This is a genomic window from Streptomyces sp. NPDC050732 (genome assembly GCF_040654255.1).
Lineage (GTDB): Bacteria > Actinomycetota > Actinomycetes > Streptomycetales > Streptomycetaceae > Streptomyces.
On sequence record NZ_JBFAHP010000016.1, the window covers coordinates 146611 to 167018 of the forward strand.

Below are 20408 nucleotides of genomic sequence, written 5' to 3' on the forward strand. Positions count from 1 at the left end.
GTGAGGAGCCCCACTTCGTGGCAGCGCACCGCAAGCCCAGACAGCGCTCACTCAGCGGCAGCACGGCCCGCACCGCCGCAACCCTCGCCCTTGCCGGAGCCGCGTCGGTGACCGCCTTGGACGGCACGGGACACGCGGACCCCCGGCTCAGCCCCACTGAGGTGAAGGCAAAGGTCGACTCGCTCTACCGCGAGGCGGAGACAGCCACCGAGAAGTACAACGGCGCGAAGGAGAAGGCCGAGAAGGCCGAGAAATCGCTCCGTGAACTGCGCGACACGGCGGCCCGCAAGACGGAGAAGCTCAACGCCACCCGTAACAGCCTCGGTTCGTACGCCGCCGCGCAGTACCGCGCGGGCGGCATCGACCCCTCCCTGCAGCTCGCGCTCTCCTCCGATCCCGCGCAGTTCCTGGACCGCGCGGCACGCGCCGACCGGGCCGGCAGCCGCCAGGCCCTCGCCCTCCGCGATGTGCGGAAGCAGGTCCGGGAGATGGACCGGCTGCGCGACGCGGCCGACGACCGGCTGACCGCCCTCCGCGCACGCCAGGCGGAGCTGAACAAGCACAAGAAGACGATCACCAGAAAGCTCGGCGAGGCGAAGCGGCTGCTGTCCCGGCTCACCGCCGAGCAGCGCGCGGAACTCGCCGGCCGGGAAGAAGACGACCCCGCCTCCCGCTCGGACGCCCGTAAGGCCTCCCTGGGCACCGCCAAGGCCCCCAACGCCCGCGCCGCGTCCGCCGTCTCCTACGCGTACAAGGCCATCGGCAGTCCCTACGTCTGGGGCGCCACCGGCCCCAACGCGTTCGACTGCTCAGGGCTCACCCAGGCCGCGTACCGCTCGGCGGGCGTCGCCCTGCCTCGCACCACCTACGCCCAGATCGCCTCGGGCCGGCGCGTCTCCCGCTCCGAACTGCGCCCCGGCGACCTGGTGTTCTTCTACTCGGGCATCAGCCACGTCGGCCTCTACGTCGGCAACGGCAAGATGATCCACGCCCCGAACCCGAGCGCCCCGGTACGGCTCGCCCCCATCGACCAGATGCCGTTCGCAGGAGCCACGCGCGTGGCGTGAGCCACGGCACCGCCACCGGCACACGGCTCCACGCCCCACCGTCGTCCGGTCAGACCAGCCGTCGCGCCGTCGCCCACCGCGTCAGCTCATGCCGATTGGACAGCTGCAGCTTCCGCAGCACCGCCGAGACGTGCGACTCGACCGTCTTCACGGAGATGTAGAGCTGCTTGGCGATCTCCTTGTACGCGTAACCACGCGCGATGAGCCGCAGGACCTCCCGCTCGCGCTGCGTGAGGCGGTCCAGGTCCTCGTCGATCGGGGGTGCGTCCGTCGAGGCGAAGGCGTCCAGGACGAACCCGGCGAGGCGCGGCGAGAACACCGCGTCGCCGTCCTGCACGCGGAAGATCGAGTCCACCAGGTCGGTGCCGGTGATGGTCTTGGTGACATAGCCGCGGGCACCGCCCCGGATGACGCCGATGACGTCCTCGGCGGCGTCGGAGACCGACAGCGCGAGGAAGCGCACCGGGCTCTCCGCGTCCGCCATCAACGGCGAACAGCGGCGCAGGACTTCCACGCCACCGCCGCCCGGCAGGTGCACGTCCAGGAGGACGACCTCCGGCCGGGTGGCCGTGATGACCGTGACCGCCTGGTCGACGTCGGCGGCCTCGCCGACGACCTCGACGCCGGTGATGTCGGTCCGGCCGATCTCCGCCTGCACTCCGGTACGGAACATCCGGTGGTCGTCGACCAGGACGACTCGCACGCGACGCCCGTCCGCACCGCCGTCCTCGTCCGTCCCGGTCGGCTCCATGGGCTCGCTCGCCCCGGTCGTGTCGCTCATGTCGTCGCCGTCCTCTCCATCTGCAGCTCGACTTCCGTGCCGCCGCCGGGCACCGCGCGCAGCCGCGCCGTGCCGCCGTTGCGCTGCATGCGGCCGATGATCGATTCTCGTACGCCCATGCGGTCGTCCGGAACGGAATCCAGATCGAAGCCGGGACCGCGGTCCCGGACGGACACGAACACCGTCTCCTCCTCGACTTCGGCGAAGACCTGCACCGCGCCGCCCTCGCCACCGTACTTGGCGGCGTTGACCATCGCTTCCCTCGCGGCCTGCATCTGTGCGGTCAGCGGCTCGTCGAGCGGGCAGTCGCCGACCACGACGACCTCAATGGGGACGCCGTGCTTGTCCTCGACCTCCGCGGCGCTGCGGCGGACCGCCTCGGCGAGGGTGTCGGGCTCCTCGTCCTCGTCCTTGCCGCTGCCCTCGGGGTTGTAGAGCCAGGCCCGCAGCTCCCGCTCCTGGGCCCGGGCGAGGCGGCGGACCTCGCCCGCGCTCTCCGCGTTGCGCTGGATCAGGGTGAGGGTGTGCAGCACGGAGTCGTGGACATGGGCGGCGACCTCGGCTCGCTCCTGGGCTCGGATGCGCATCAGCCGTTCCTCGGAGAGGTCCTGCGTCATGCGGACGAGATAGGGGCCGGCGAGCAGCGCGATGCCGACGAGCACGGCGAGCGAGGCCTGCAGCACCGCACCGAGGTGCGCGGCGGAGCCCTGCAGCACGAAGATGCCGGAGACGCCGGCGCCGACCAGGAGCACACCGGCCGCCGACCGGGCGATGGTGAGGGTGCGCCTGCGACGGCCGACGGCCATCCAGCGCGCCCGACGGGCGTTGTCGGCCTGCCGCCAGACGAGGGCGACACCCGCGGCGACGAGCAGGGTCGGGAAGACATAGGCCTTGGTCGAGCCGTCCAGGTCCACATTGCCGACGAAGACCATGGCGACGACGACCATCGCGAGGAGCGCGACGAGCTGCCCCTTGTCGGGCTTGCGGGCCACGAGTCTTCGGCGGCCGTCCGGCGTGGTCTCGGCGGTGACGGCCGCGGGCGGCCGCTCGGAGTCGACGCCGCCCACCCCGAGCGGGACGAAGAACCAGAACGCCGCGTAGAGCAGCGCGCCGAGGCCGTCCGCGGTGAACAGGCCGACGAAGATCAGCCGGACCCAGATCACGGGCAGCCCGAGGTGTCCGGCCAGGCCGCGCGCGACGCCGCCGAGCCAACGGCCGTCACCGCTGCGGTAGAGCTTGCGCAGCGGTCGCAGCGGTCGGACGTCCTCGATGGGCGGGGCGGCGGCTTCCGGCATGTCATCGATCCTCACACGCGCGCTCGGGTACGAGCATCAGGGTCGACCCCCGAGACTTCCCTGATCTCGACCCCTGCCCCGGCCCTGTCAGGGGTGCGACCCGGGGCGTCTCAGGGGCGATATCAGGGTTCGGCCAGGGTCGTCCCGACTGCCGCGGCGGGCCCGCGGCAGTCACCATGGACGCATGACAGATCAGCAGCCCGCCGAGACGGAGACCGAGGCCGCCATCCGCGATGCCCTGCGCACCGCGGACAGCGAGCCGGCCGGTCCCGCGGGCGCTCACGCGGCCGATCCCGTCGACGGTCAGGCCCCGGGCCTGCCCGCGGAGGAGCGGAAGTTCCGCCGCGACCGTCGGCAGAAGAAGCTCGGCGGCGTGTGCGCCGGGCTCGGCCGGCACTGCGACATGGATCCGGTGATCTTCCGCATCGGCCTCGCCGTCCTGGCCATAACCAGCGGCCTCGGCCTGGTCTTCTACGGCTTCGCCTGGCTCTTCGTGCCGTACGAGGACGAGGAGGAGAACGAGGTGCGCAGGCTCCTCTCCGGCCGGGTCGACGGCCAGGCGCTGACCGCGGTGCTCTTCGCCCTGGTCGGCTGCGGCGTCTTCCTCACTTTGTTGAACAACGGCGGGGCGCTCACCTTCGCCGCCGTCCTGGCCCTGCTCCTCGCGGGCGCGGGGTACTGGTCGCAGCAGCGCGACACCCTCGACACCGATCAGGCGGCGGCACAGGCCGCGGCGGACGCTCCGCCCGAGGCGAAGGCGCCCCCCGTCACCGGAGGGCCTTCATGGTGGCGCGACCCGATAGTGAAGGACGGTACGTACGACGGGGTCTCGGGCTACTTCTGGGGTCCCGAAGGCCTCGCCATCGGTTATCAGCCGTCGGGTCACCACCGCGGTGTGCCCCGCAAGGAGACAGCGGTGGCCGACCCGGAACCGCAGCCCAGGGGGCCGCGCTGGATCGGCGGCTGGGTGTTCCTGTTCGCCCTGCTCGCGGGTGGCCTCGGCACCGGCCTGACCTGGGAGGAGCAACCGCTCGGCACGACCTTGCAGGCCGGTCTCGCCTGCGCGCTGGCGGTGTTCGGCCTCGGTATCGCGGTCAGCGCCTTCCTCGGGCGCACCGGCGCGGGATCGATCGTGCTGGCGGTGCTCACCGCCGGGCTCCTCGCGGCCTCGGCGGCCCTGCCGAAGAACATCACGACGCACTACGCCCGCATGGACTGGATACCTACGGCCGTGGCGGACGTCCGGCCGCAGTACGAGGTGGGGTTCGGCAGGGGCACGCTCGATCTGAGCAAGGTCGAGCTCGGCAAGGGGAAGACGCTCAAGACCGGCGTCGAGGTCGGCGCGGGCGACCTCCGGGTGATCGTGCCGAAGGACGCCACCGTGCGGCTCGACGCGGAAGTGGGCGTCGGCGACATCGTGTTGCCGGACGACAAGAACAAGGACCTGGACATCGCTCCGGGCCGGGAGAAGAAGGCGACGCTGCGGCCGCCCGCGGGCAGCAAGGACGGCGGCACGATGGAGCTGCGCCTCGAAGTCGGCGTCGGACAAGCGAAGGTGACCCGTGCTACGTCATGAATTCCACCCCGGAAAGCTGGTGGCAGGCCTCTTCCTGCTGTTGGTCGCCGTCGTGTACGCGGGCGACGCGGGCGGTGCCTGGGACGCGCCCTGGTTCGTCGCGCTGCCGCTCGTGATGGCCGGCCTGTTCCTCGCGGGCGTGGCGGCGGCGATCCACGGGATACGTCCGAGGGGCACGGCCCGCCCGGTCGGCCGCTCCCAGGGCGCCAAGGACCAGCGGCAGGACTAGGGTCCGTCGGGCCCCGGGACGTTCCCGCGGCGGCGGGCGGTGCGCAGGGCGTCGAGGGAGAAGACCGCGGCTCCGGCGAGCACCAGTGGCAGCCACGCCATCAGGTACGCCAGGTCGTTGCCGTAGTAGTAGGGCGTCTCTTGCCAGCTGACGGTCAGCCAGAGGCTGAGCGAGATGAGTGCTCCGCCGAGCGCCGCGATCCGGGCGAACAGGCCGATGAGTGTGCCGATACCGACGGCGAGTTCGCCCAGGGCGATGGCGTAGCCGAAGCCGACGGGGCTCTTGAGGGAAAGGTCGACGAGCGGGGGAATCGCGGAGATGTCCCGGACGCCCTCCATCTGAGCGCCGATCGAGCCCGCGCCGCTCGCTTGCAGGAAGGTGCTGTCGGTGAGCTTGTCCAGGCCGGCGTAGATGAAGGTGACGCCCAGGAAGATCCGTAGGGGGAGCAGAGCGTAGCGGGTGGCGGAGTCCCGCCAGTCGGCGCGCCTGACGTGGTGGGTGTGGCTGTCCGTACGCATGCCGTGCGCCATGGCACTCCGCCGCCTCTCGCGTGGTCCCGTCTTCCGACGATACGTACGAAGAGGTGCCGCTGCTCACCCATGTGCAGCGGATTCCACGGCACAGGTCCGGGTGGTCCGGAGAGGGGGGAGGCAGAGGTGGTTCAGTCCGTGACGTCGATCGTGACGCGGTTCGTCTCGACGCCCGCGGCCGTGACGACCTGGACGTCGACGCGGCCGGGTTCGACGTCGACGGGGACGGGCACGGTCAGCGTCGCGTCGGTCGGGTTGGTGAAGCCGCCCGGCACGGGCACGAGCGGCACGTGGACGTGCACGGCGCCGATGCGGACGACCGTGCGGGCGAGGCGGTCCGCGTCCCCGGCGCCGGGCGGGACGAAGCCCGCGCCGCGGATCTCGATGTCGTCGCCCGTGCGGATGGGCGCGTCGAGGTCACCGGCCTCGCGGGCGCGGACGACGGAGAGGATCACGGGACGGCCGCCTTCGGAGTACTTCCCCGCCAGATACGTCACGGCAGACACCAGCACGAGCAGGGCGAGACCCCACGGCAGGTCGGGCAGCTGCTCGGGCCGCCGCGCGAGGCGTACGGCGGCGAAGACCACGGCGACGGCGTTGACCAGGACGTACTGCGCGTCGCTGAAGCTGCCGCGGCCCTCGTCGTCGGTGAGCGGGTCGGCGGCCCGCGGCCGGTCCGCGCGCACCTTCTGCAGGCGCTGGCCGAGCACGCGCAGGCCGACGACCCTGCGTACCAGGACGGCGACCGCGCACACCACGGCGAGGACGGTCACTGTTCCGGCGGCGCCGGCCAGGTCGAGGCCAGTGATCAGTTCGTCGCGCTGCCGGTGGTCCGAGGCGGCGGCCAGTTCGCCCGCGAGGACGAGCACGGCGAAGACGACGAGGACCACCCAGGCGGCGGCCACGGCACGCGAGGTGGAGAGCCGGTTGTCCTCACCGATCACCGGCGCGAGGACCCCGCCGCGCGCCCGGTGGGCGTATGCCGCGCCGGTCAGCAGCCCGCCCACGACGAAGGCCGCGAGGAGCCCGGCGGTCCGCGCGTCCGACCAGCCGGCGCCGATCGCGGTGAGCGCCTGGACGAGGAGCAGCACGCCGAAGGAGATCCAGACGACGCCGAGCGTGCGCGTCCAGAGCCGTCGCAGCCAGGCCTCGCCCTCGGCCCTGCCGCGCTCGGCGACGGTGTGCGCGGACTGCGTCAGCTCGTCCGACACCCACTGCCGTGAGGCGCCCGCCGAGTGGGCGACGGCTGCGGGCAGCCCCTGCCCGGAAGCGAGTTCGTCCCGCTTGGCGAGGAACGCGGCCACGGCTCTTCGGTGCCCCTCGCGCGCCCCGTGCGGGCAGCCGCCGCATGTGCAGCCACCCCCGTGCGCGCCCTGCCCCGCCTCCTGCACTGCCACCGCGTACGCCGCCTTCCCCACCCTCGAAGCCCCTGGGGCCCCGTGCGAACTTCCTTACAGAGCAAGCGAATTGTGCCGCACTGAAGGGCGAACGTACTGCCGGGGTCAGGTCAGCGGGGGTGAATGGCCCGGCTCGGTGTTGACGGCCGGGTCAGGCCAGCAGGTCGGGTTCGCTGCGGCTGATGTCCTGCCACAGGGACTGGTAGTTGATCCACGCGACCAGATCGCTGCCGAGCTGCTCGCGGGTCTGCACCGCCTGCTTGTGGCCGATGAGCACCGGCCGGCCGGCGGCCCGCGCGCTCAGCTGGACCTGGCAGGAGCGTTCCATGGAGATGAACCACCAGGCGGCGGCGTCGACGGAGTCCCCGACGGTGAGCAGACCGTGGTTGCGCAGGATGACCGCCTTGTGCTCGCCGAGCGCGGCCGCGATCCTGCGGCCCTCGGCGGCGTCGACGACTACACCGGTGTAGCCGTCGTACAGGGCGTGGTTCTCGTAGAAGGCGCAGGCCTCCTGGGTGATCGGGTCCAGGAGTTCGCCGAGCGTGGAGAGCGCGCGGCCGTGCAGCGAGTGGCAGTGGGCGACGGCGACCACGTCGGGCCGCGCCAGGTGGGCCTGGGCGTGGACGGTGAACGCGGCCTGGTTGACGTGGTGGCGCCCCTCGACCACCTGCCCCTCGGCGTTGACGAGGACGAGGTCGCCGACGGTGATGTGCTTGAAGGGCATGCCGAAGGGGTTCACCCAGAAGCAGTCGGTGTGTTCCGGGTCGCGCGCGGTGATGTGGCCGGAGACCCCGTCCTCGTACCCGAACCGTCCGAAGATCCGCAGTGCGCCGGCGAGCCTCTCCTTGCGGTGCCGTCGTTCGTCCGTCACGGACTCATGGACGGGCGGCATCGCGAACTGCAACCGTTCGACGGGTATCGGTGTGGGCGCCTGCATGTGTCCTCCATCCCTGGCTGTACGGGGCGGAAGTTACCGGCGGGAAGCCCAGGAGGACAGAGGCGCGGCGCGATCAACGGCGCGCGGAAAGGTGACAGGAGGTGTCCGGTATCGGCGGCAGGCTGTGGGCATGCCATTCGATGGGGAAGTCAATTGGGAAGCCTTCGCCGCAGCGGAACCGGGCCTGGCCGCGACGGTCGAGGAGCGCTTCGGCGCGTTCACCCACCACGTCCTCGCGACGCTCCGCAAGGACGGTTCGCCGCGCACCACCGGGCTGGAAGCCCGTTTCCTGCACGGGGAGTTGTGGCTCGGCATGATGCCGAATTCCGTCAAGGCGCTCGACCTGCGCCGCGACCCGCGCTTCGCGCTGCAGGCCAACCCGGGGCCGGGCACGGAGATGGCGGGCGGCGATGTCCGCATCGCGGGCCGGGCCGTGGAGGTGCGCGACCCCGAGGCCGTCGCGCGCTACACGGACTCGGTGAATCCGCCGGATCCGGACGCCTTCCACCTCTTCCGCGCCGAGCTGACGGAGGTGGTCCGCACGTACATCGAGGACGAGAAGTACCTGGCGGTGCAGTGGTGGAGGCCGGGCGCCCCGGTCCGCACGACCCGGCGGACGTGAGAGCGCCGGTGCCGCCACTCCGTTCGGACATGGCGGCACCGGCGCTCAGGAAGCGTGCGGGAAGACCCTGGGGACTCAGACCCTGGGCCCTGGGCCCCTGGGGGTCACTCCCACTCGATGGTCCCCGGCGGCTTCGACGTCACGTCGAGGACGACGCGGTTCACGTCGGCGACCTCGTTCGTGATGCGCGTCGAGATCTTCGCGAGGACGTCGTACGGCATGCGGGTCCAGTCGGCCGTCATGGCGTCCTCGGACGAGACGGGGCGCAGGACGATCGGGTGGCCGTAGGTGCGGCCGTCGCCCTGGACGCCGACGCTGCGGACGTCCGCGAGCAGCACGACGGGGCACTGCCAGATCTCCCGGTCGAGACCGGCCGCCGTCAGCTCCTCGCGGGCGATGGCGTCGGCCTCGCGCAGCAGGTCGAGGCGGTCCTTGGTGACCTCGCCGACGATGCGGATGCCCAGGCCGGGACCGGGGAAGGGCTGGCGCTGGACGATCTCGTCCGGCAGGCCGAGCTCGGCGCCGACCATCCGGACCTCGTCCTTGAACAGCTTGCGCAGCGGCTCGATGAGCTGGAACTCAAGGTCTTCGGGGAGTCCGCCCACATTGTGGTGGGACTTGATGTTCGCGGTGCCGCTGCCGCCACCGGACTCGACCACGTCGGGGTAGAGGGTGCCCTGGACCAGGAACTCCACGGGCTGGTCACCGGGGGCCTCGGCGACGATCTCCGCCTGGGCCTGCTCGAAGACGCGGATGAACTCGCGCCCGATGATCTTCCGCTTCTCCTCGGGGTCGCTGACCCCGGCGAGGGCGTTCAGGAACCGCTCCTGGGCGTCGACGACCTTCAGCTTGACGCCGGTCGCGGCGACGAAGTCCTTCTCGACCTGCTCGGTCTCGCCCTTGCGCATCAGGCCGTGGTCGACGTAGACGCAGGTCAGCTGGGAGCCGATGGCCTTCTGCACGAGAGCCGCGGCGACCGCGGAGTCCACGCCGCCGGAGAGGCCGCAGATCGCGCGCTTGGTGCCAACCTGCTCGCGGATCGCGGCGACCTGCTCGTCGATGACGTTGCCGGTCGTCCAGTTCGGCTTGAGGCCGGCGCCGCGGTAGAGGAAGTGCTCAAGGACCTGCTGGCCGTGCGTGGAGTGCATCACCTCGGGGTGGTACTGCACGCCGTACAGCTTCTTCTCGTCGTCCTCGAAGGCGGCGACCGGCACGACGTCCGTGGACGCGGTGACCGTGAAGCCCTCGGGCGCGGCGCTGCACGCGTCGCCGTGCGACATCCACACGGACTGCTCGGTGGGGGTGCCCTCGAAGAGGGTGGAGCCGGCCTTGGAGACGGCCAGCGGCGTGCGGCCGTACTCACGGGCGCCCGTGTTGTCGACCGTGCCGCCGAGGGTGGTGGCCATCAGCTGGAAGCCGTAGCACATGCCGAAGACGGGGACGCCGGCCTCGAAGAGCTGACGGTCGACGACCGGCGCGTTCTCCGCGTACACCGACGAAGGGCCGCCGGACAGGATTATGGCGGCGGGCTTCTTGGCGAGCATCTCGGAGACGGGCATCGTGCTCGGCACGATCTCGCTGTAGACGCGGGCCTCACGGACGCGACGGGCGATGAGCTGGGCGTACTGCGCTCCGAAGTCGACGACCAGAACGGTGTCGGGAGCGGCGGCAGCGGGGGGCGCTGATGGCACGGCGGCGGCCTTCCGGCGTTGAGCTTGAGCGGTGCGTGAGCAGAGGCTCGTGCGTGAGCAGGGGGTCTGTGTTTGTCAATTCTAACGGGCTCGGCGCGACCCCTTCGTCGTATCCGACGGGCCCCGCGTGGAGCGTGGACGGGCGGGCGTCTCAGTATCCGAGCCGTACGCGGGCTCCGATTGACCCGGCACGCGCGCGTGGGGGCATACTGAGCCCGTGACCAAGCACCTCAGCTTCCTCTTTACCTATGGCGACCGGCCTGCCGGCTGCCATGGTCGAGCTGCTTGATCCACTGACAAGCGACTTACCGGGCGCCCCGGGCCGACAAGGCCCGGGGCGCTCTGTCGTACGCGGGTCCTGCCGCTCCGGGGCACCTCTTCCGACAAGGAGACCCCACATGACGATGACGACCGCCACCGCGGACAAGACCGGCGCCCGCACCCCCGAGGCCGCCGACGTGATCGAGAACGCCCGGGAGCGGATCGACGCGCTCGACGACCGGATCATCGGCCTCGTACAGGAACGGATGGCCGTTTCGGCCGTCATCCAGGAAGCACGCATCACCTCCGGCGGCCGCCGCGTGAACCTCTCCCGCGAGATGGAGATCCTCGGCCACTACAGGGACGCGCTCGGCAAGCCCGGCACGGCGCTCGCGATGACGCTCCTGGAGCTGTGCCGGGGCCGTGTCTGAGCCCCGCGCACGAGTTCGGGTCCGTTCTCACCCGTACGGCGCGTGACCGGTGCCGGGCGGGCTTCGTTGGTCCCGGTGTCCGTGTCAGCCAGGTGCGGGCCCGTAAGAACCACGCGTGGCTCCGCTGGAGCGATGAGGCGTGAGGATTGCGTCCTCGCGCCGTGGGACCTCACTCCAGTGATGTGACCGGACGGCAGGGGACAGCAGCCCGGTCACCCAAGAGAACGGTCGGTTCCGGGGACGCCCGGAGCCGGCCGGCCTCCGTCCCCGACGTCGTCCCGAAACCACCCCGCCGAACCCCGTCCCGGGCACGAGCGGGATCCCCGGCCCTTTCCCTACAGAAGTGGGTCGAAACGGTTGCGCTGCCAACAGCACATCCAGCACGATGCGTAGAAGGGCGGACCGCACGTCCCCCGTCCACAGCTTCATTGCCATTGGTCGATACCACGCGAGCGCCCCCTGTGCGCCGGGTCGGCCACCGGCACCTCGACCAAGCGGCGCACTCCCCCCGGCGCCGCTCCGAGGCCCCGACGCAGCCCTGACGTCGGTGCCGACGGCCAAGGGCCCCGCGGATCCGTCCCGCGGGGCCCTTCGCTCTACTTGCTCGTCTTCTCCAACTTCTTCACCTGCGCCTCGACGATCTCCGTCGGCACGCCGAACTTCTTCGGCTTGAGCAGGTTGATCGAGTAGAAGGCCGCGACCGTCGGCCCGCTGCGGACGACGGTGAAGCTCATCGGCGTCTTCTGGCCCTCGATGTCGCCCACGACCTTGTACGAGACGGCCTCGTCGCCCGTCTTCGGGGCGGCCAGGGCCGCGACGTCGCGGTACTCGGAGCCGGCGTGCTCGTACGAGGTGCACTTCTTCGTGGCCGTCCGCAGGCCGTCCATGACCTTCTCCGCGGCCGCCTTCTCGTGGGCGAGCAGCGCGAACGAGATGACGGTCGCGTCCAGCTCGTCGGTGCTGGTCACGGTCCGGCCGACGCGGGCTTTCGCCGTCGGCCGGCCGGCGAACATGAACATGTCGGCCAGCGGCTGGCAAGCGGCCGGGTCCGCGGGCACGGTCTGCGCGGGCATGTCCGCCGCGGACATCTTCTCGACCTTGTAGCCCTTGAGGTCGCCCTTGACGAGTGCCGCCTTCTCCAGGTCGGCGGTGGTCAGCACGGTCGACTTCTTCGCGGCCGGCCGCACCGCGGCAGGCTTCCCCGACGCCTTCTTGCCGTTGTCGCCGCTCTTGCCGCTGTCGCCGTTGTCGCTGCCACAGGCTGCGGTCAGGCCCAGCGCGACCGTGACGGACGCGGCCATGACGGCCCGAGACACAGTTGACTTCACGTTTCCGTTTCCTGCCTTCAGTTCACGGCGCGGGCGACGGCCCGCGCCGAGGCGACATGAAAGCGGTAAACGCACGCCTGTCACCAGCGTTTTCCGTAACGATCGGAAACCGGCCAAAAGGTTGTACGCGGCGCGTGTGAGGTGGGTCAGAGCTTGCCGAGCTGCGCGTCGACGATCGCGGGGGCCACCTTCGGATCCTCGTCCGCCGTGGGCGCCCCGGCGCCGGCCACGTCGTCCGCGCCGTCCTTCGCGGCCTCCCTGTCGCTCTGGACGCCCTCCGGGTCGTACAGGTTCGACGCGTCGAAGACCGCGAGCGTCGCACCGCTGCGCACGACCGTGACGCTGTCCCGCATCACGAACTCGCCCTTGCGATGAGCGATTTTGTACGAAACGACCTCGTCGCCACCGCCCTCCGGGGCCGGCAGCGATTTCACGCCGAGGTAGCGCTGTTCGCCGACGCGGAAGGCGGAGCACTTCTTTGACTTCGACGCCGTGCGCAGGTCCGTCATCGCTTGCTTGGCACCGGCCTCGGTGTAGGCGGCCAGTTCGACGCCCGTCGTCGTGGAGACCGCGTCGTCGGTCGGAGTCAGGACTCGGTCGACGCGGGCCTTCGCCTTCGCCGCGCCACCGGAAGCGGCACCAGCACCGGAACCGGAACCGGAACCGAGCATCGCGGCGAGCGGGGCGCACTCCGTGGGCGACGGCTTCCCGGCGGCGGGCCCCTCCGCGACCCCGGACTTCTTGGGCGTCTCGACCTCGTAGCCCTTGACGTCCCCCGCGGCGAGGGCCGCCTCCTCCAGGGCCGCGGAGCCCACACCGGCATGCGGCTTCGCCGGCTTCTTGGCGTCATCGTCACCGCTGCCGCTGCACGCGGCGCTCGCTCCGAGGGCCGCCACGACCGAGACGGTCACCACGACACGCGACACAGCTGACTTCACGTTCTGTTTCCCCCGAAGGCTTTCCTGCTTGTTACTGCCTGCTCGTCACTGCTTGCACTTCTACGACGGGGGAAGATCCATTCCGGTTCCGCGCGCCGCCGTCACCAGCCCCAGATCCAGAAGCGGAACGGGCTGAGCAGCACGATCGCGAGGGCCATGCCGCCGATGACGATCACCACGCTCCACGCCCTGCGGCCGCGCTCGGACCGTCCGCTGCGCCGCGGACCCGTCGGCGCCGCCCGCCAGTCGTCCGGCCGCCACCGCTCGCTCGCGGCCGCACGCTTGGCGCGCCTGCGGCGGAACCGCCCCGCCTCCTCGATCCGGCGGCGCGCGGCCTCCTCGTCGAGGCGCCGCAGCCTCTCGGCCACCATGCGGGCCCGCGCGGACGGCTCCTTCGGCGCGGACGAGCGGATGTCCCGCTCGCTGTCGTTCTCGAATCTCTCCCACACCTCGTCGGGTATGGCCACGCTGTCCCCTCCCCTTATGTCCCTCCGGAGCGGGGGCAGTTCTACGGCACCCCCTCACGACAGCACAAGCGCTGTGATCCACCCCACATAAGAATTCCGTGAGTTCGAGGACAACCATTCACAGGGATCGCAGGTCATGCATGCAGTAACTACGGCCACACCCGCGTCCCCACCTCGGACGCCTCCATCTCCGTGCTGCCCCACCAGGCAGCGCGCCGGACTTCCTGAGGTCTTCATGAAGCTTCGTCGTGCCATGGCTGCCGCGGCCGCTACGGCTGCCCTGGCCCCGCTCGCGCTGCTCTCGGCCCCGGCCTCCTTCGCGACCGAGGAGGCCGGCTCGGCGACGTCTGCCACGACGCCCTCCGGGACGCCCACGCCGGCCGGGACACCCACGGGCACGGCCACCTCCACGCCGCCCGCGACCGACAAGGACACGGACGAGCCGGAGGGCAAGCCGACGTCCACGCCGCCCTCGAAGCCCGGAAAGACCGCACAGCCCGCGAAGTCCCCGAAGCCCGCGAAGAGCGACGACGTCCCCGACGACATCAAGGACGAGGACCTCGACGACGAGGAGCTTGAGGACGAGGAGACGGAGGAGCCGGTCGACTGCGAGGTCGACGACGAGGGCGTGGACCCCGATTCCGTGCTGGAGGTCGACCTCGTCGGCCTGCCCAAGAAGATCGTCAAGGGCAGCGGCTGGCACCGGTTCGAGCTGTCCCTCAGCAACCCCACCGACGAGGAGCTCGGTGAGGTCAAGTGGATCGCGGCCGTCAACGACCGCTCGTACGGCAAGGACGACGAGGACCGGCTCGCCCACTACACCGACCTGCAGTACTTCGACACCAAGTCCGGTGCCTGGGAGGTGATCGACGGCGACCTGAACGGCGGGCTCGCCTTCGACGTCACGGACCTCGGCGCCGACGAGCAGGTCGACATCAAGCTGCGGGTGAGCATCGAGCCCAAGGCCCCGACCGGTGAAGGCTACGCGGTCGGCCTCGGCAAGTACCTCGACCCCGAGCAGAACTGCATGCACGAGTCGAACGCGTACCAGCCGCTCACGATCGCCAAGCCGGGCAGCACCGAGGAGACGCCGGGCACGGCCACCCGCACCCCGGACAAGCCGACGCCGACGCCGACCGCCGACGAGTCCCCGCAGGGCGCCGCCAAGGAGCTCCCGACCGCCGGCACCACCGGCGACACGGGCAGCCTCGCCGAGACCGGCTCCAGCTCGATGCTGCCGACCGTCGCCCTCGTGGGCGGGATCGCCGTCGTCGCCGGTGCGGGCGCGGTGCTCGCCGTACGTCGCCGCAAGGCCGACACCGCCGCGTAACGCGGCACCTGATCACGCGGAAGGACCTGCGCTCGGAGGGGGGCGCAGGTCCTTACGTGTATCCGCGTGCGTCCGGGAGACCCCGGAAGCGGTCCGTTACACCTCGGACTTGGGCGGCACCGTCGGCATCCCGAGGAACGGCAGCTTCAGCGCGCCGAACGCGTCCGCCGGGACCGCCGGGGTCTTCGGTTCGACGGCCGCGAGCCGCACGTACCGCTCGCCCTGTGCAGGACGCGGGTCCTCGCCGCCCTTGTTGGGCCAGAACGACATCGCGCGCTCGGCCTGCGCGGTGATCGTCAGGGACGGGTTCACCCCCAGGTTCGCGGAGACCGCGGCGCCGTCGACGACCGAGATGCCGGGGTGTCCGTAGAGCCGGTGGTAGGGGTCGATGACGCCCGTGTTCGGCGAGTCGCCGATCGGGCAGCCGCCGAGGAAGTGCGCGGTCAGCGGGGTGCCCATGAGCTCGCCGATGTTGGAGCCCGCGAAGCCGTTGATCTCCTTGGAGAGGATCGTCGCCGCCCGGGTGGCCTCGGGGATCTGGTCGGGGTTGGGCGCACCGTGGCCCTGGCGGGCGGTGAGCAGCCCCTTCCCGATGCCCTTCTCCTTGCGGTACGTGGTCAGGGAGTTGTCGAGGGACTGCATGACCAGGCCGATGATGGTGCGCTCCGACCAGCGGCGGTTGGAGAGGGAGCGGAGCAGGAGCGAGGGATGGCGGGCGACGTTGCCGAGCCAGCCCGCGACCCGTGCCTTGCCGCCCTTGGCGCTGTACGGGACCTGGAGCACCGTCAGGCTGCCCATGGCGTTGGACTTCTTGCCGTAGCGGACGGGCTCGATGTGGGTGGTGGCGTTCGGGTGGATCGACGAGGTGATCGCGACGCCCTTGGTGAAGTCGACCTTCTCGGCGCCGTGGCGCTTGCGGTAGCGGCGGTCGGTGGTCTGGGCGCCGACCAGCGCCTCGGAGTTGGTGCGGGTGAGCGTGCCGAGCCGCTTCGATATGTGCGGCAGCAGGCCGGTGTCCTTCATGCGGTGCAGGAGCGTCTGCGTCCCGTACGTACCGGCGGCGATGACCACCTTGCGTGCCCGGAACGTCCGGCCCCGGCCCTTGCGCTTGTCGTCGGTGGGCAGGGTGGCGACGGCGAAACCGCCCTGCGAGTCCTCGGTGACGGCGACGACCGATGTCATCGGGTGGACGACCGCGCCGGCCTTCTCCGCGAGGTAGAGGTAGTTCTCGTTGAGGGTGTTCTTCGCGCCGCGCCGGCAGCCCGTCATGCACTCGCCGCATTCGGTGCAGGCCCTGCGGGAGGGCCCTGCGCCGCCGAAGTAGGGGTCGGGAACTTCCGTGCCGGGGCGGGTCGTTGAACGACCGTCCGCGTCGTCCTTGTCGCCGAAGAAGACGCCGACGGGTGCCATGTGGAAGCTGTCGCCGACCCCCATCTCCTGGGCGGCGGCCTTCAGATGGATGTCCGAGGGCGTCGTCGTCGGGTTGAGCCGCACCCCGAGCATGCGCTTGGCCTGCTCGTAGTAGGGGTGCAGTTCGTCCTGCCAGTCCGTGATGTCCTTCCACTGCGAGTCCTTGAAGAACGGCTCGGGTGGTACGTAGAGGGTGTTGGCGTAGTTCAGCGAGCCGCCGCCGACCCCGGCGCCCGCGAGGACCATCACGTTGCCGAGCAGGTGGATGCGCTGGATGCCGAAGAGGCCGAGCGCGGGGGCCCACAGGTAGTTCTTCAGGTCCCAGGAGTTCTTGGGCAGCGTCGCGCGCGTGAAGCGGCGGCCCGCTTCGAGGACGCCGACGCGGTAGCCCTTCTCCGTCAGCCGCAGCGCGGACACCGCGCCGCCGAATCCCGAACCTACGACAACGACGTCGTAGTCGTACGAAGCGTCATCGCCCACCTGGTTCCGGGCAGAGCTCTCCTGTGACATGGACTCTCCTCGTCAAATTGCCCGCGGGCCGTCTGTGGTTGCTCGCGCAGTCGCTAACGCAGTCGGAACGCCTTCATGACCTTGAGGCTCGTGGTCATGAACGCCGCGTACTTCTCGTCGTCCATCCCGAAGGACGGGGCGAGCGGCATGATCCGCTGGGTGGCGACGGTCTGCGCCTCGGTGTACTTGAGGATGCCCTCGGAGCCGTGCCGGCGGCCGAGACCGGAGTCCTTCATGCCGCCCATCGGGGACTGCACGCTGCCGTAGGCGGGCGCGTAGCCCTCGTTGACGTTGACCGTGCCGGTGCGCAGGCGGGCGGCGAGCTTGCGGCCGCGGCTGCCGTCCTTCGTCCAGACCGAGGAGTTCAGACCGTACGGAGTGGCGTTGGCGAGCTCGACCGCCTCGTTCTCGTCGGTGAAGCGGTAGATGGAGACGACCGGGCCGAAGGTCTCCTCGGTGCAGACCGCCATCGGGGCCTCGACGCCGTCCAGGATCGTGGGCTCGAAGAAGTACGGGCCGATGTCCGGGCGCGCGACACCGCCCGCGATGAGTGTGGCGCCCTTGGCGACGGCCTCCTCGACGTGCCGGGTCACGGTCTCCAGCTGCCGCTCGCCGACGAGGGAGCCCATGTCGGCGCCGTACGCGAGGGACTTGCCGAGCCGCATCGCCTTCGTGCGCTCGGCGAAGCGCGCCACGAACTCGTCCGCGATGGACTCGTGGACGTACAGCCGTTCGATGGAGATGCACAGCTGGCCCGCGGAGGAGAAGCAGGCGCGCACCGCGCCCGACGCGGCCTTGTCGACGTCGGCGTCGTGCAGGACCAGCATGGCGTTCTTGCCGCCGAGTTCGAGCGAGACGCCGACCAGGCGCGCGGCGGCGCCCTGCGCGACCTCGCGTCCGGTGCGGGTGGAGCCGGTGAAGGAGACGTAGTCGGCGTGCTTGACGACCTCCGGGCCGACGACGGGGCCCTCGCCGAGGACGACCTGGAAGACCTCCGACGGCAGGCCCGCCTCGATGATGAGGTCGCGGGCCCACAGGGCGGTCAGGCAGGTCTCCGTGTCGGGCTTCATCACGAGGGCGTTGCCCGCGACGAGGGCGGGCAGCGCGTCGCCGATGGAGAGCTCGAACGGGTAGTTCCAGGGGGCGATCTGGCCGACGACGCCGCGCGGCTGGCGGTTCTCGGTGACCTTGGTGAGGGTCGGGACGACGCCGGTGTGCCGCTTCGGGCTCAGATACGAGGGGGCCTTGCGGCCGTAGTGCCGGGCGGCGACCGCGACGGCCTGGATCTCCTCGTGCGCGTGCAGCCGGGACTTGCCGGTCTCCAGCTGGATCAGGTCGAGGACCTCGGCCTGGCGCTGGAGCACCAGGTCGTGGAAGCGCAGCAGGACGGCGGCGCGCTGCTTCACGGGGGTCCTGGCCCAGGCGACCTGGGCGGTGCGGGCCCGCTCGAAGGCGGTGGCCACGTCCTCGGGGGTGGACTCGGGCAGGTCGGCCAGCTTCTCGCCGGTGAGCGGCGTGTGGTTGGCCGTACGCCCCGAACCGATGACGTCACGGGTGAGCTGGGCGATCAGCTCGGGCGTGACCACGTCGGCGGCGGTGCGCGCGCCTTCGGGGGCCGGGGCGGTCGGGTTCGTGCCGAGGGGCGCTGCGATGGCCTGCGAGTCCGTCATGCTCGTGAGAGTAGGCCCACGTCAGGTTTTTGGGTACCCATCGGTAATGGGCTTCACGCGTCACTCGCACCACGCCAGTGATTGCTGGCGACAAAGCCGCTGATCAGGGCGTTGTCGCCAGCGGGACGAGCCTTGGAGCAGTTTTCAGAGCTTGTCGAGCTCCAGGTCGGCGATGGCGGTCTCGGCGACCTCGCGGCCGCGGGCGGTGAAGTCGCCCTTGCCGGGATAGTCGATCCACAGCCGGTACATGTCACCGGACTTGGTCCGGTAGTAGAGGATCTTGGCCTCGTGCGGCAGCTCGGTCTGCGAGTCGGTGTACGTGACCGTGTTCTCGGCGGCGCTCCGGTCCCGGTACTTCGTCTCCTTGGTCCTGGCGACGGGAGCGGGGTCGCCGGACATGTTGCTGAACGACGTCTCGCCGCTCTCCTCGAACTTCTCCGCGTCGGCGTACGCCTGGGCCGCCGCGGTCCCCGCGACCTCCAGCGAGGTGTCCTTCTTCTCCGCGAGGTCGAGCGTGATGAAGACGGCACCGCTGGGATCGGTGTACCTGACCCAGGACTTGTCCGTGTCGGTGGCCTCCGGCTTGCTCTCCACGTACCCCTCGGGAGTGGAGACCGTGGCGGCGACCACCTTCGCCTCGTGCTTCTTCCAGCCCTCGGCGTCGTCCGAGCCGCCGAACGGGTTCACCGCCACCAGGACCCCGGCGGCCACGGCGGCGACGACCGCACCCGCGACGGCCGCCAAGGCCTTGCGGCTCAGGAAGATGCCCTTGCCCCGCTGCCCGGCGCCACCGCCCGCGACCGTGACGATCTGCGTCGGCGCCGGCTGCGGAGGCCTGGCCGCCGCCTCCAGGAGGGTGCGGACCTGCGCGGCGTTGGGGCGCTGGGCCGGGTCCTTGACCAGCAGCCGGTTGATCGCCTCGGCGAGCGGTCCGGAGGCGGATGCGGGCGCGGCGGGCGTCGCGTTCAGGACGGACTGGAGCGTCGCGGGGGTGTTGTTGCGGCGGAAGGGCGAGACGCCCTCGGTCGCGACGTACAGGACGACGCCCAGCGACCAGAGGTCGGACGCCGGTCCGGGCCGCTGGCCCAACACCCGCTCGGGCGCGATGAATTCGGGCGAACCGACGAATCCGCCGGTGTCCGTCAGATTCGTCTCGCCCTCGATCTGGGCGATGCCGAAGTCGGTGAGGACGACGCGGTCGTGGCGGCCGAGCATGACGTTGTCCGGCTTCACGTCGCGGTGCAGGATGCCCGCCTGGTGCGCGGCGTCCAGCGCGTTCAGTACGTCGAGGCCGACGCGGGCGGCGTCGCGGGCGCCGAGCGTGCCCTCCTGCAGCGCGGCGCCCAGGGAACGGCCCTGGACGAGCTCCATCACGATCCACGGCTGGCCGTCCTCGACCGCCACGTCGTGGACGTTGACGACGGCCGGGTGGTCGAGGCGGGCCGCGGCGCGCGCCTCGCGGCGCATCCGCTCGAAGGCGTTGGCGCGCTCGCGCTCCGGCAGGTGGTCGGGGAGGCGCGGCTCCTTCACGGCGACCTCGCGGTCCACCGTCTCGTCCTTGGCGCGCCACACCGTGCCCATGCCGCCGTGGCCGAGCTTGGCGAGCAGCCGGTAGCGGTTCGCGATCAGCCGGCCCGCGCCCGGCTCGGGCCGGGACGGCTGGTGGGCCGCGGCTCGGGCGGGGGCGGCCGGGGCGGGCACGGCCGGGGCGGGCTGGGCGTACGGGTTGCCGGGGTGCGGGCCGCCGTGTTGGCTGGATTGTTCCGGTATTCCCGGTGCCGCCGGTATGCCCGGTGCTCCCGGTCGTGGTGGCGGCTGCAGGCCGAAGCTGGTGGGTTCGTACGGCCCGTAAGAGGCTCCCCCGTCGTTACTCATGCCCACATCACTACCTTGCCGGGACCCCACCTTTCCAGCCAGGCCCCCCATTGTGACCGGGGT

The 20408-nt window shown here is 71.1% G+C and carries 18 protein-coding genes; 6 read left to right on the top strand and 12 right to left on the bottom strand.

Annotation, left to right across the window (positions count from 1 at the left end):
- Positions 1–17 precede the first annotated feature (17 nt).
- Complete coding sequence (locus AB0H82_RS17010; protein WP_362993365.1) at positions 18–1067, top strand: NlpC/P60 family protein; 1050 nt, start codon at positions 18–20, stop codon at positions 1065–1067.
- A gap of 49 nt (positions 1068–1116) precedes the next feature.
- On the opposite strand, the gene AB0H82_RS17015 is transcribed toward AB0H82_RS17010, so the two are convergent.
- Both AB0H82_RS17015 and AB0H82_RS17020 read right to left on the bottom strand, forming a co-directional pair.
- Positions 1117–1848: a response regulator transcription factor gene (locus AB0H82_RS17015; protein WP_362993367.1), complete on the bottom strand. Its 732-nt coding sequence runs from the start codon at positions 1846–1848 to the stop codon at positions 1117–1119.
- Entirely contained in the window at positions 1845–3143 is a 1299-nt protein-coding gene (locus AB0H82_RS17020; RefSeq protein WP_362993369.1) for a PspC domain-containing protein, read from the bottom strand. Before AB0H82_RS17020 ends, AB0H82_RS17015 begins: the two co-directional genes overlap by 4 nt.
- A gap of 184 nt (positions 3144–3327) precedes the next feature.
- Here AB0H82_RS17020 and AB0H82_RS17025 point away from each other — a divergent pair, with 184 nt between their 5' ends.
- Together AB0H82_RS17025 and AB0H82_RS17030 are read left to right on the top strand one after the other, a co-directional pair.
- Positions 3328–4719 carry a PspC domain-containing protein gene (locus AB0H82_RS17025; RefSeq protein WP_362993371.1) on the top strand — a complete coding sequence of 464 codons (1392 nt, stop codon included), beginning with the start codon at positions 3328–3330 and terminating at the stop codon, positions 4717–4719.
- Complete coding sequence (locus AB0H82_RS17030; protein ID WP_362993373.1) at positions 4706–4948, top strand: hypothetical protein; 243 nt, start codon at positions 4706–4708, stop codon at positions 4946–4948. The genes AB0H82_RS17025 and AB0H82_RS17030 overlap by 14 nt, the downstream gene beginning before the upstream one ends.
- Here the strand turns inward: AB0H82_RS17030 and AB0H82_RS17035 are convergent.
- From AB0H82_RS17035 to AB0H82_RS17045, 3 genes are all read right to left on the bottom strand, one after another.
- Positions 4945–5478 carry a DoxX family protein gene (locus AB0H82_RS17035; protein WP_362993375.1) on the bottom strand — a complete coding sequence of 178 codons (534 nt, stop codon included), beginning with the start codon at positions 5476–5478 and terminating at the stop codon, positions 4945–4947. The two genes, AB0H82_RS17030 and AB0H82_RS17035, sit on opposite strands and share 4 nt — an antisense overlap.
- A gap of 131 nt (positions 5479–5609) precedes the next feature.
- On the bottom strand, positions 5610–6875 hold the full coding sequence (locus tag AB0H82_RS17040; RefSeq protein WP_362993377.1) for a hypothetical protein: 1266 nt from the start codon (positions 6873–6875) through the stop codon (positions 5610–5612).
- Positions 6876–7026: 151 nt separating this feature from the next.
- Positions 7027–7812 carry a class II aldolase/adducin family protein gene (locus AB0H82_RS17045; protein WP_362993379.1) on the bottom strand — a complete coding sequence of 262 codons (786 nt, stop codon included), beginning with the start codon at positions 7810–7812 and terminating at the stop codon, positions 7027–7029.
- 130 nt (positions 7813–7942) lie between these two features.
- On the opposite strand from AB0H82_RS17045, the gene AB0H82_RS17050 reads away from it, so the two are divergent.
- Positions 7943–8434, top strand: a complete 492-nt coding sequence (locus AB0H82_RS17050) for a pyridoxamine 5'-phosphate oxidase family protein (protein WP_362993381.1) — start codon at positions 7943–7945, stop codon at positions 8432–8434.
- Positions 8435–8538: 104 nt separating this feature from the next.
- On the opposite strand, the gene guaA is transcribed toward AB0H82_RS17050, so the two are convergent.
- Positions 8539–10125 (bottom strand): glutamine-hydrolyzing GMP synthase, encoded by a 1587-nt coding sequence (gene guaA / locus AB0H82_RS17055; RefSeq protein ID WP_362993383.1) that lies wholly within the window; start codon positions 10123–10125, stop codon positions 8539–8541.
- 398 nt (positions 10126–10523) lie between these two features.
- Between guaA and AB0H82_RS17060 the strand changes: the two genes are divergently transcribed.
- A complete protein-coding gene (locus AB0H82_RS17060; protein ID WP_362993385.1) occupies positions 10524–10817 on the top strand; it encodes a chorismate mutase in 294 nt (97 codons plus the stop codon).
- A gap of 596 nt (positions 10818–11413) precedes the next feature.
- Here AB0H82_RS17060 and AB0H82_RS17065 read toward each other — a convergent pair.
- The 3 genes from AB0H82_RS17065 to AB0H82_RS17075 all read right to left on the bottom strand — a co-directional run bounded on the left by AB0H82_RS17065 (position 11414) and on the right by AB0H82_RS17075 (position 13550).
- Entirely contained in the window at positions 11414–12145 is a 732-nt protein-coding gene (locus tag AB0H82_RS17065; RefSeq protein ID WP_362993387.1) for a hypothetical protein, read from the bottom strand.
- Positions 12146–12291: 146 nt separating this feature from the next.
- Positions 12292–13083 carry a hypothetical protein gene (locus AB0H82_RS17070; protein ID WP_362993389.1) on the bottom strand — a complete coding sequence of 264 codons (792 nt, stop codon included), beginning with the start codon at positions 13081–13083 and terminating at the stop codon, positions 12292–12294.
- Positions 13084–13184: 101 nt separating this feature from the next.
- Positions 13185–13550, bottom strand: coding sequence for a hypothetical protein (locus AB0H82_RS17075; RefSeq protein WP_362993391.1), 366 nt, complete (start codon positions 13548–13550; stop codon positions 13185–13187).
- 235 nt (positions 13551–13785) lie between these two features.
- Between AB0H82_RS17075 and AB0H82_RS17080 the strand changes: the two genes are divergently transcribed.
- Positions 13786–14880, top strand: a complete 1095-nt coding sequence (locus tag AB0H82_RS17080) for an LPXTG cell wall anchor domain-containing protein (RefSeq protein WP_362993393.1) — start codon at positions 13786–13788, stop codon at positions 14878–14880.
- Between the two features lie 96 nt (positions 14881–14976).
- Here AB0H82_RS17080 and AB0H82_RS17085 read toward each other — a convergent pair whose 3' ends face one another.
- From AB0H82_RS17085 to AB0H82_RS17095, 3 genes are all read right to left on the bottom strand, one after another.
- Entirely contained in the window at positions 14977–16800 is a 1824-nt protein-coding gene (locus AB0H82_RS17085; protein ID WP_362993395.1) for a GMC family oxidoreductase, read from the bottom strand.
- Between the two features lie 53 nt (positions 16801–16853).
- Complete coding sequence (locus AB0H82_RS17090) at positions 16854–18470, bottom strand: succinic semialdehyde dehydrogenase (RefSeq protein ID WP_362993397.1); 1617 nt, start codon at positions 18468–18470, stop codon at positions 16854–16856.
- A 144-nt stretch (positions 18471–18614) separates the two neighbouring features.
- A complete protein-coding gene (locus AB0H82_RS17095) occupies positions 18615–20345 on the bottom strand; it encodes a serine/threonine-protein kinase (protein WP_362993399.1) in 1731 nt (576 codons plus the stop codon).
- Positions 20346–20408: the final 63 nt, after the last annotated feature.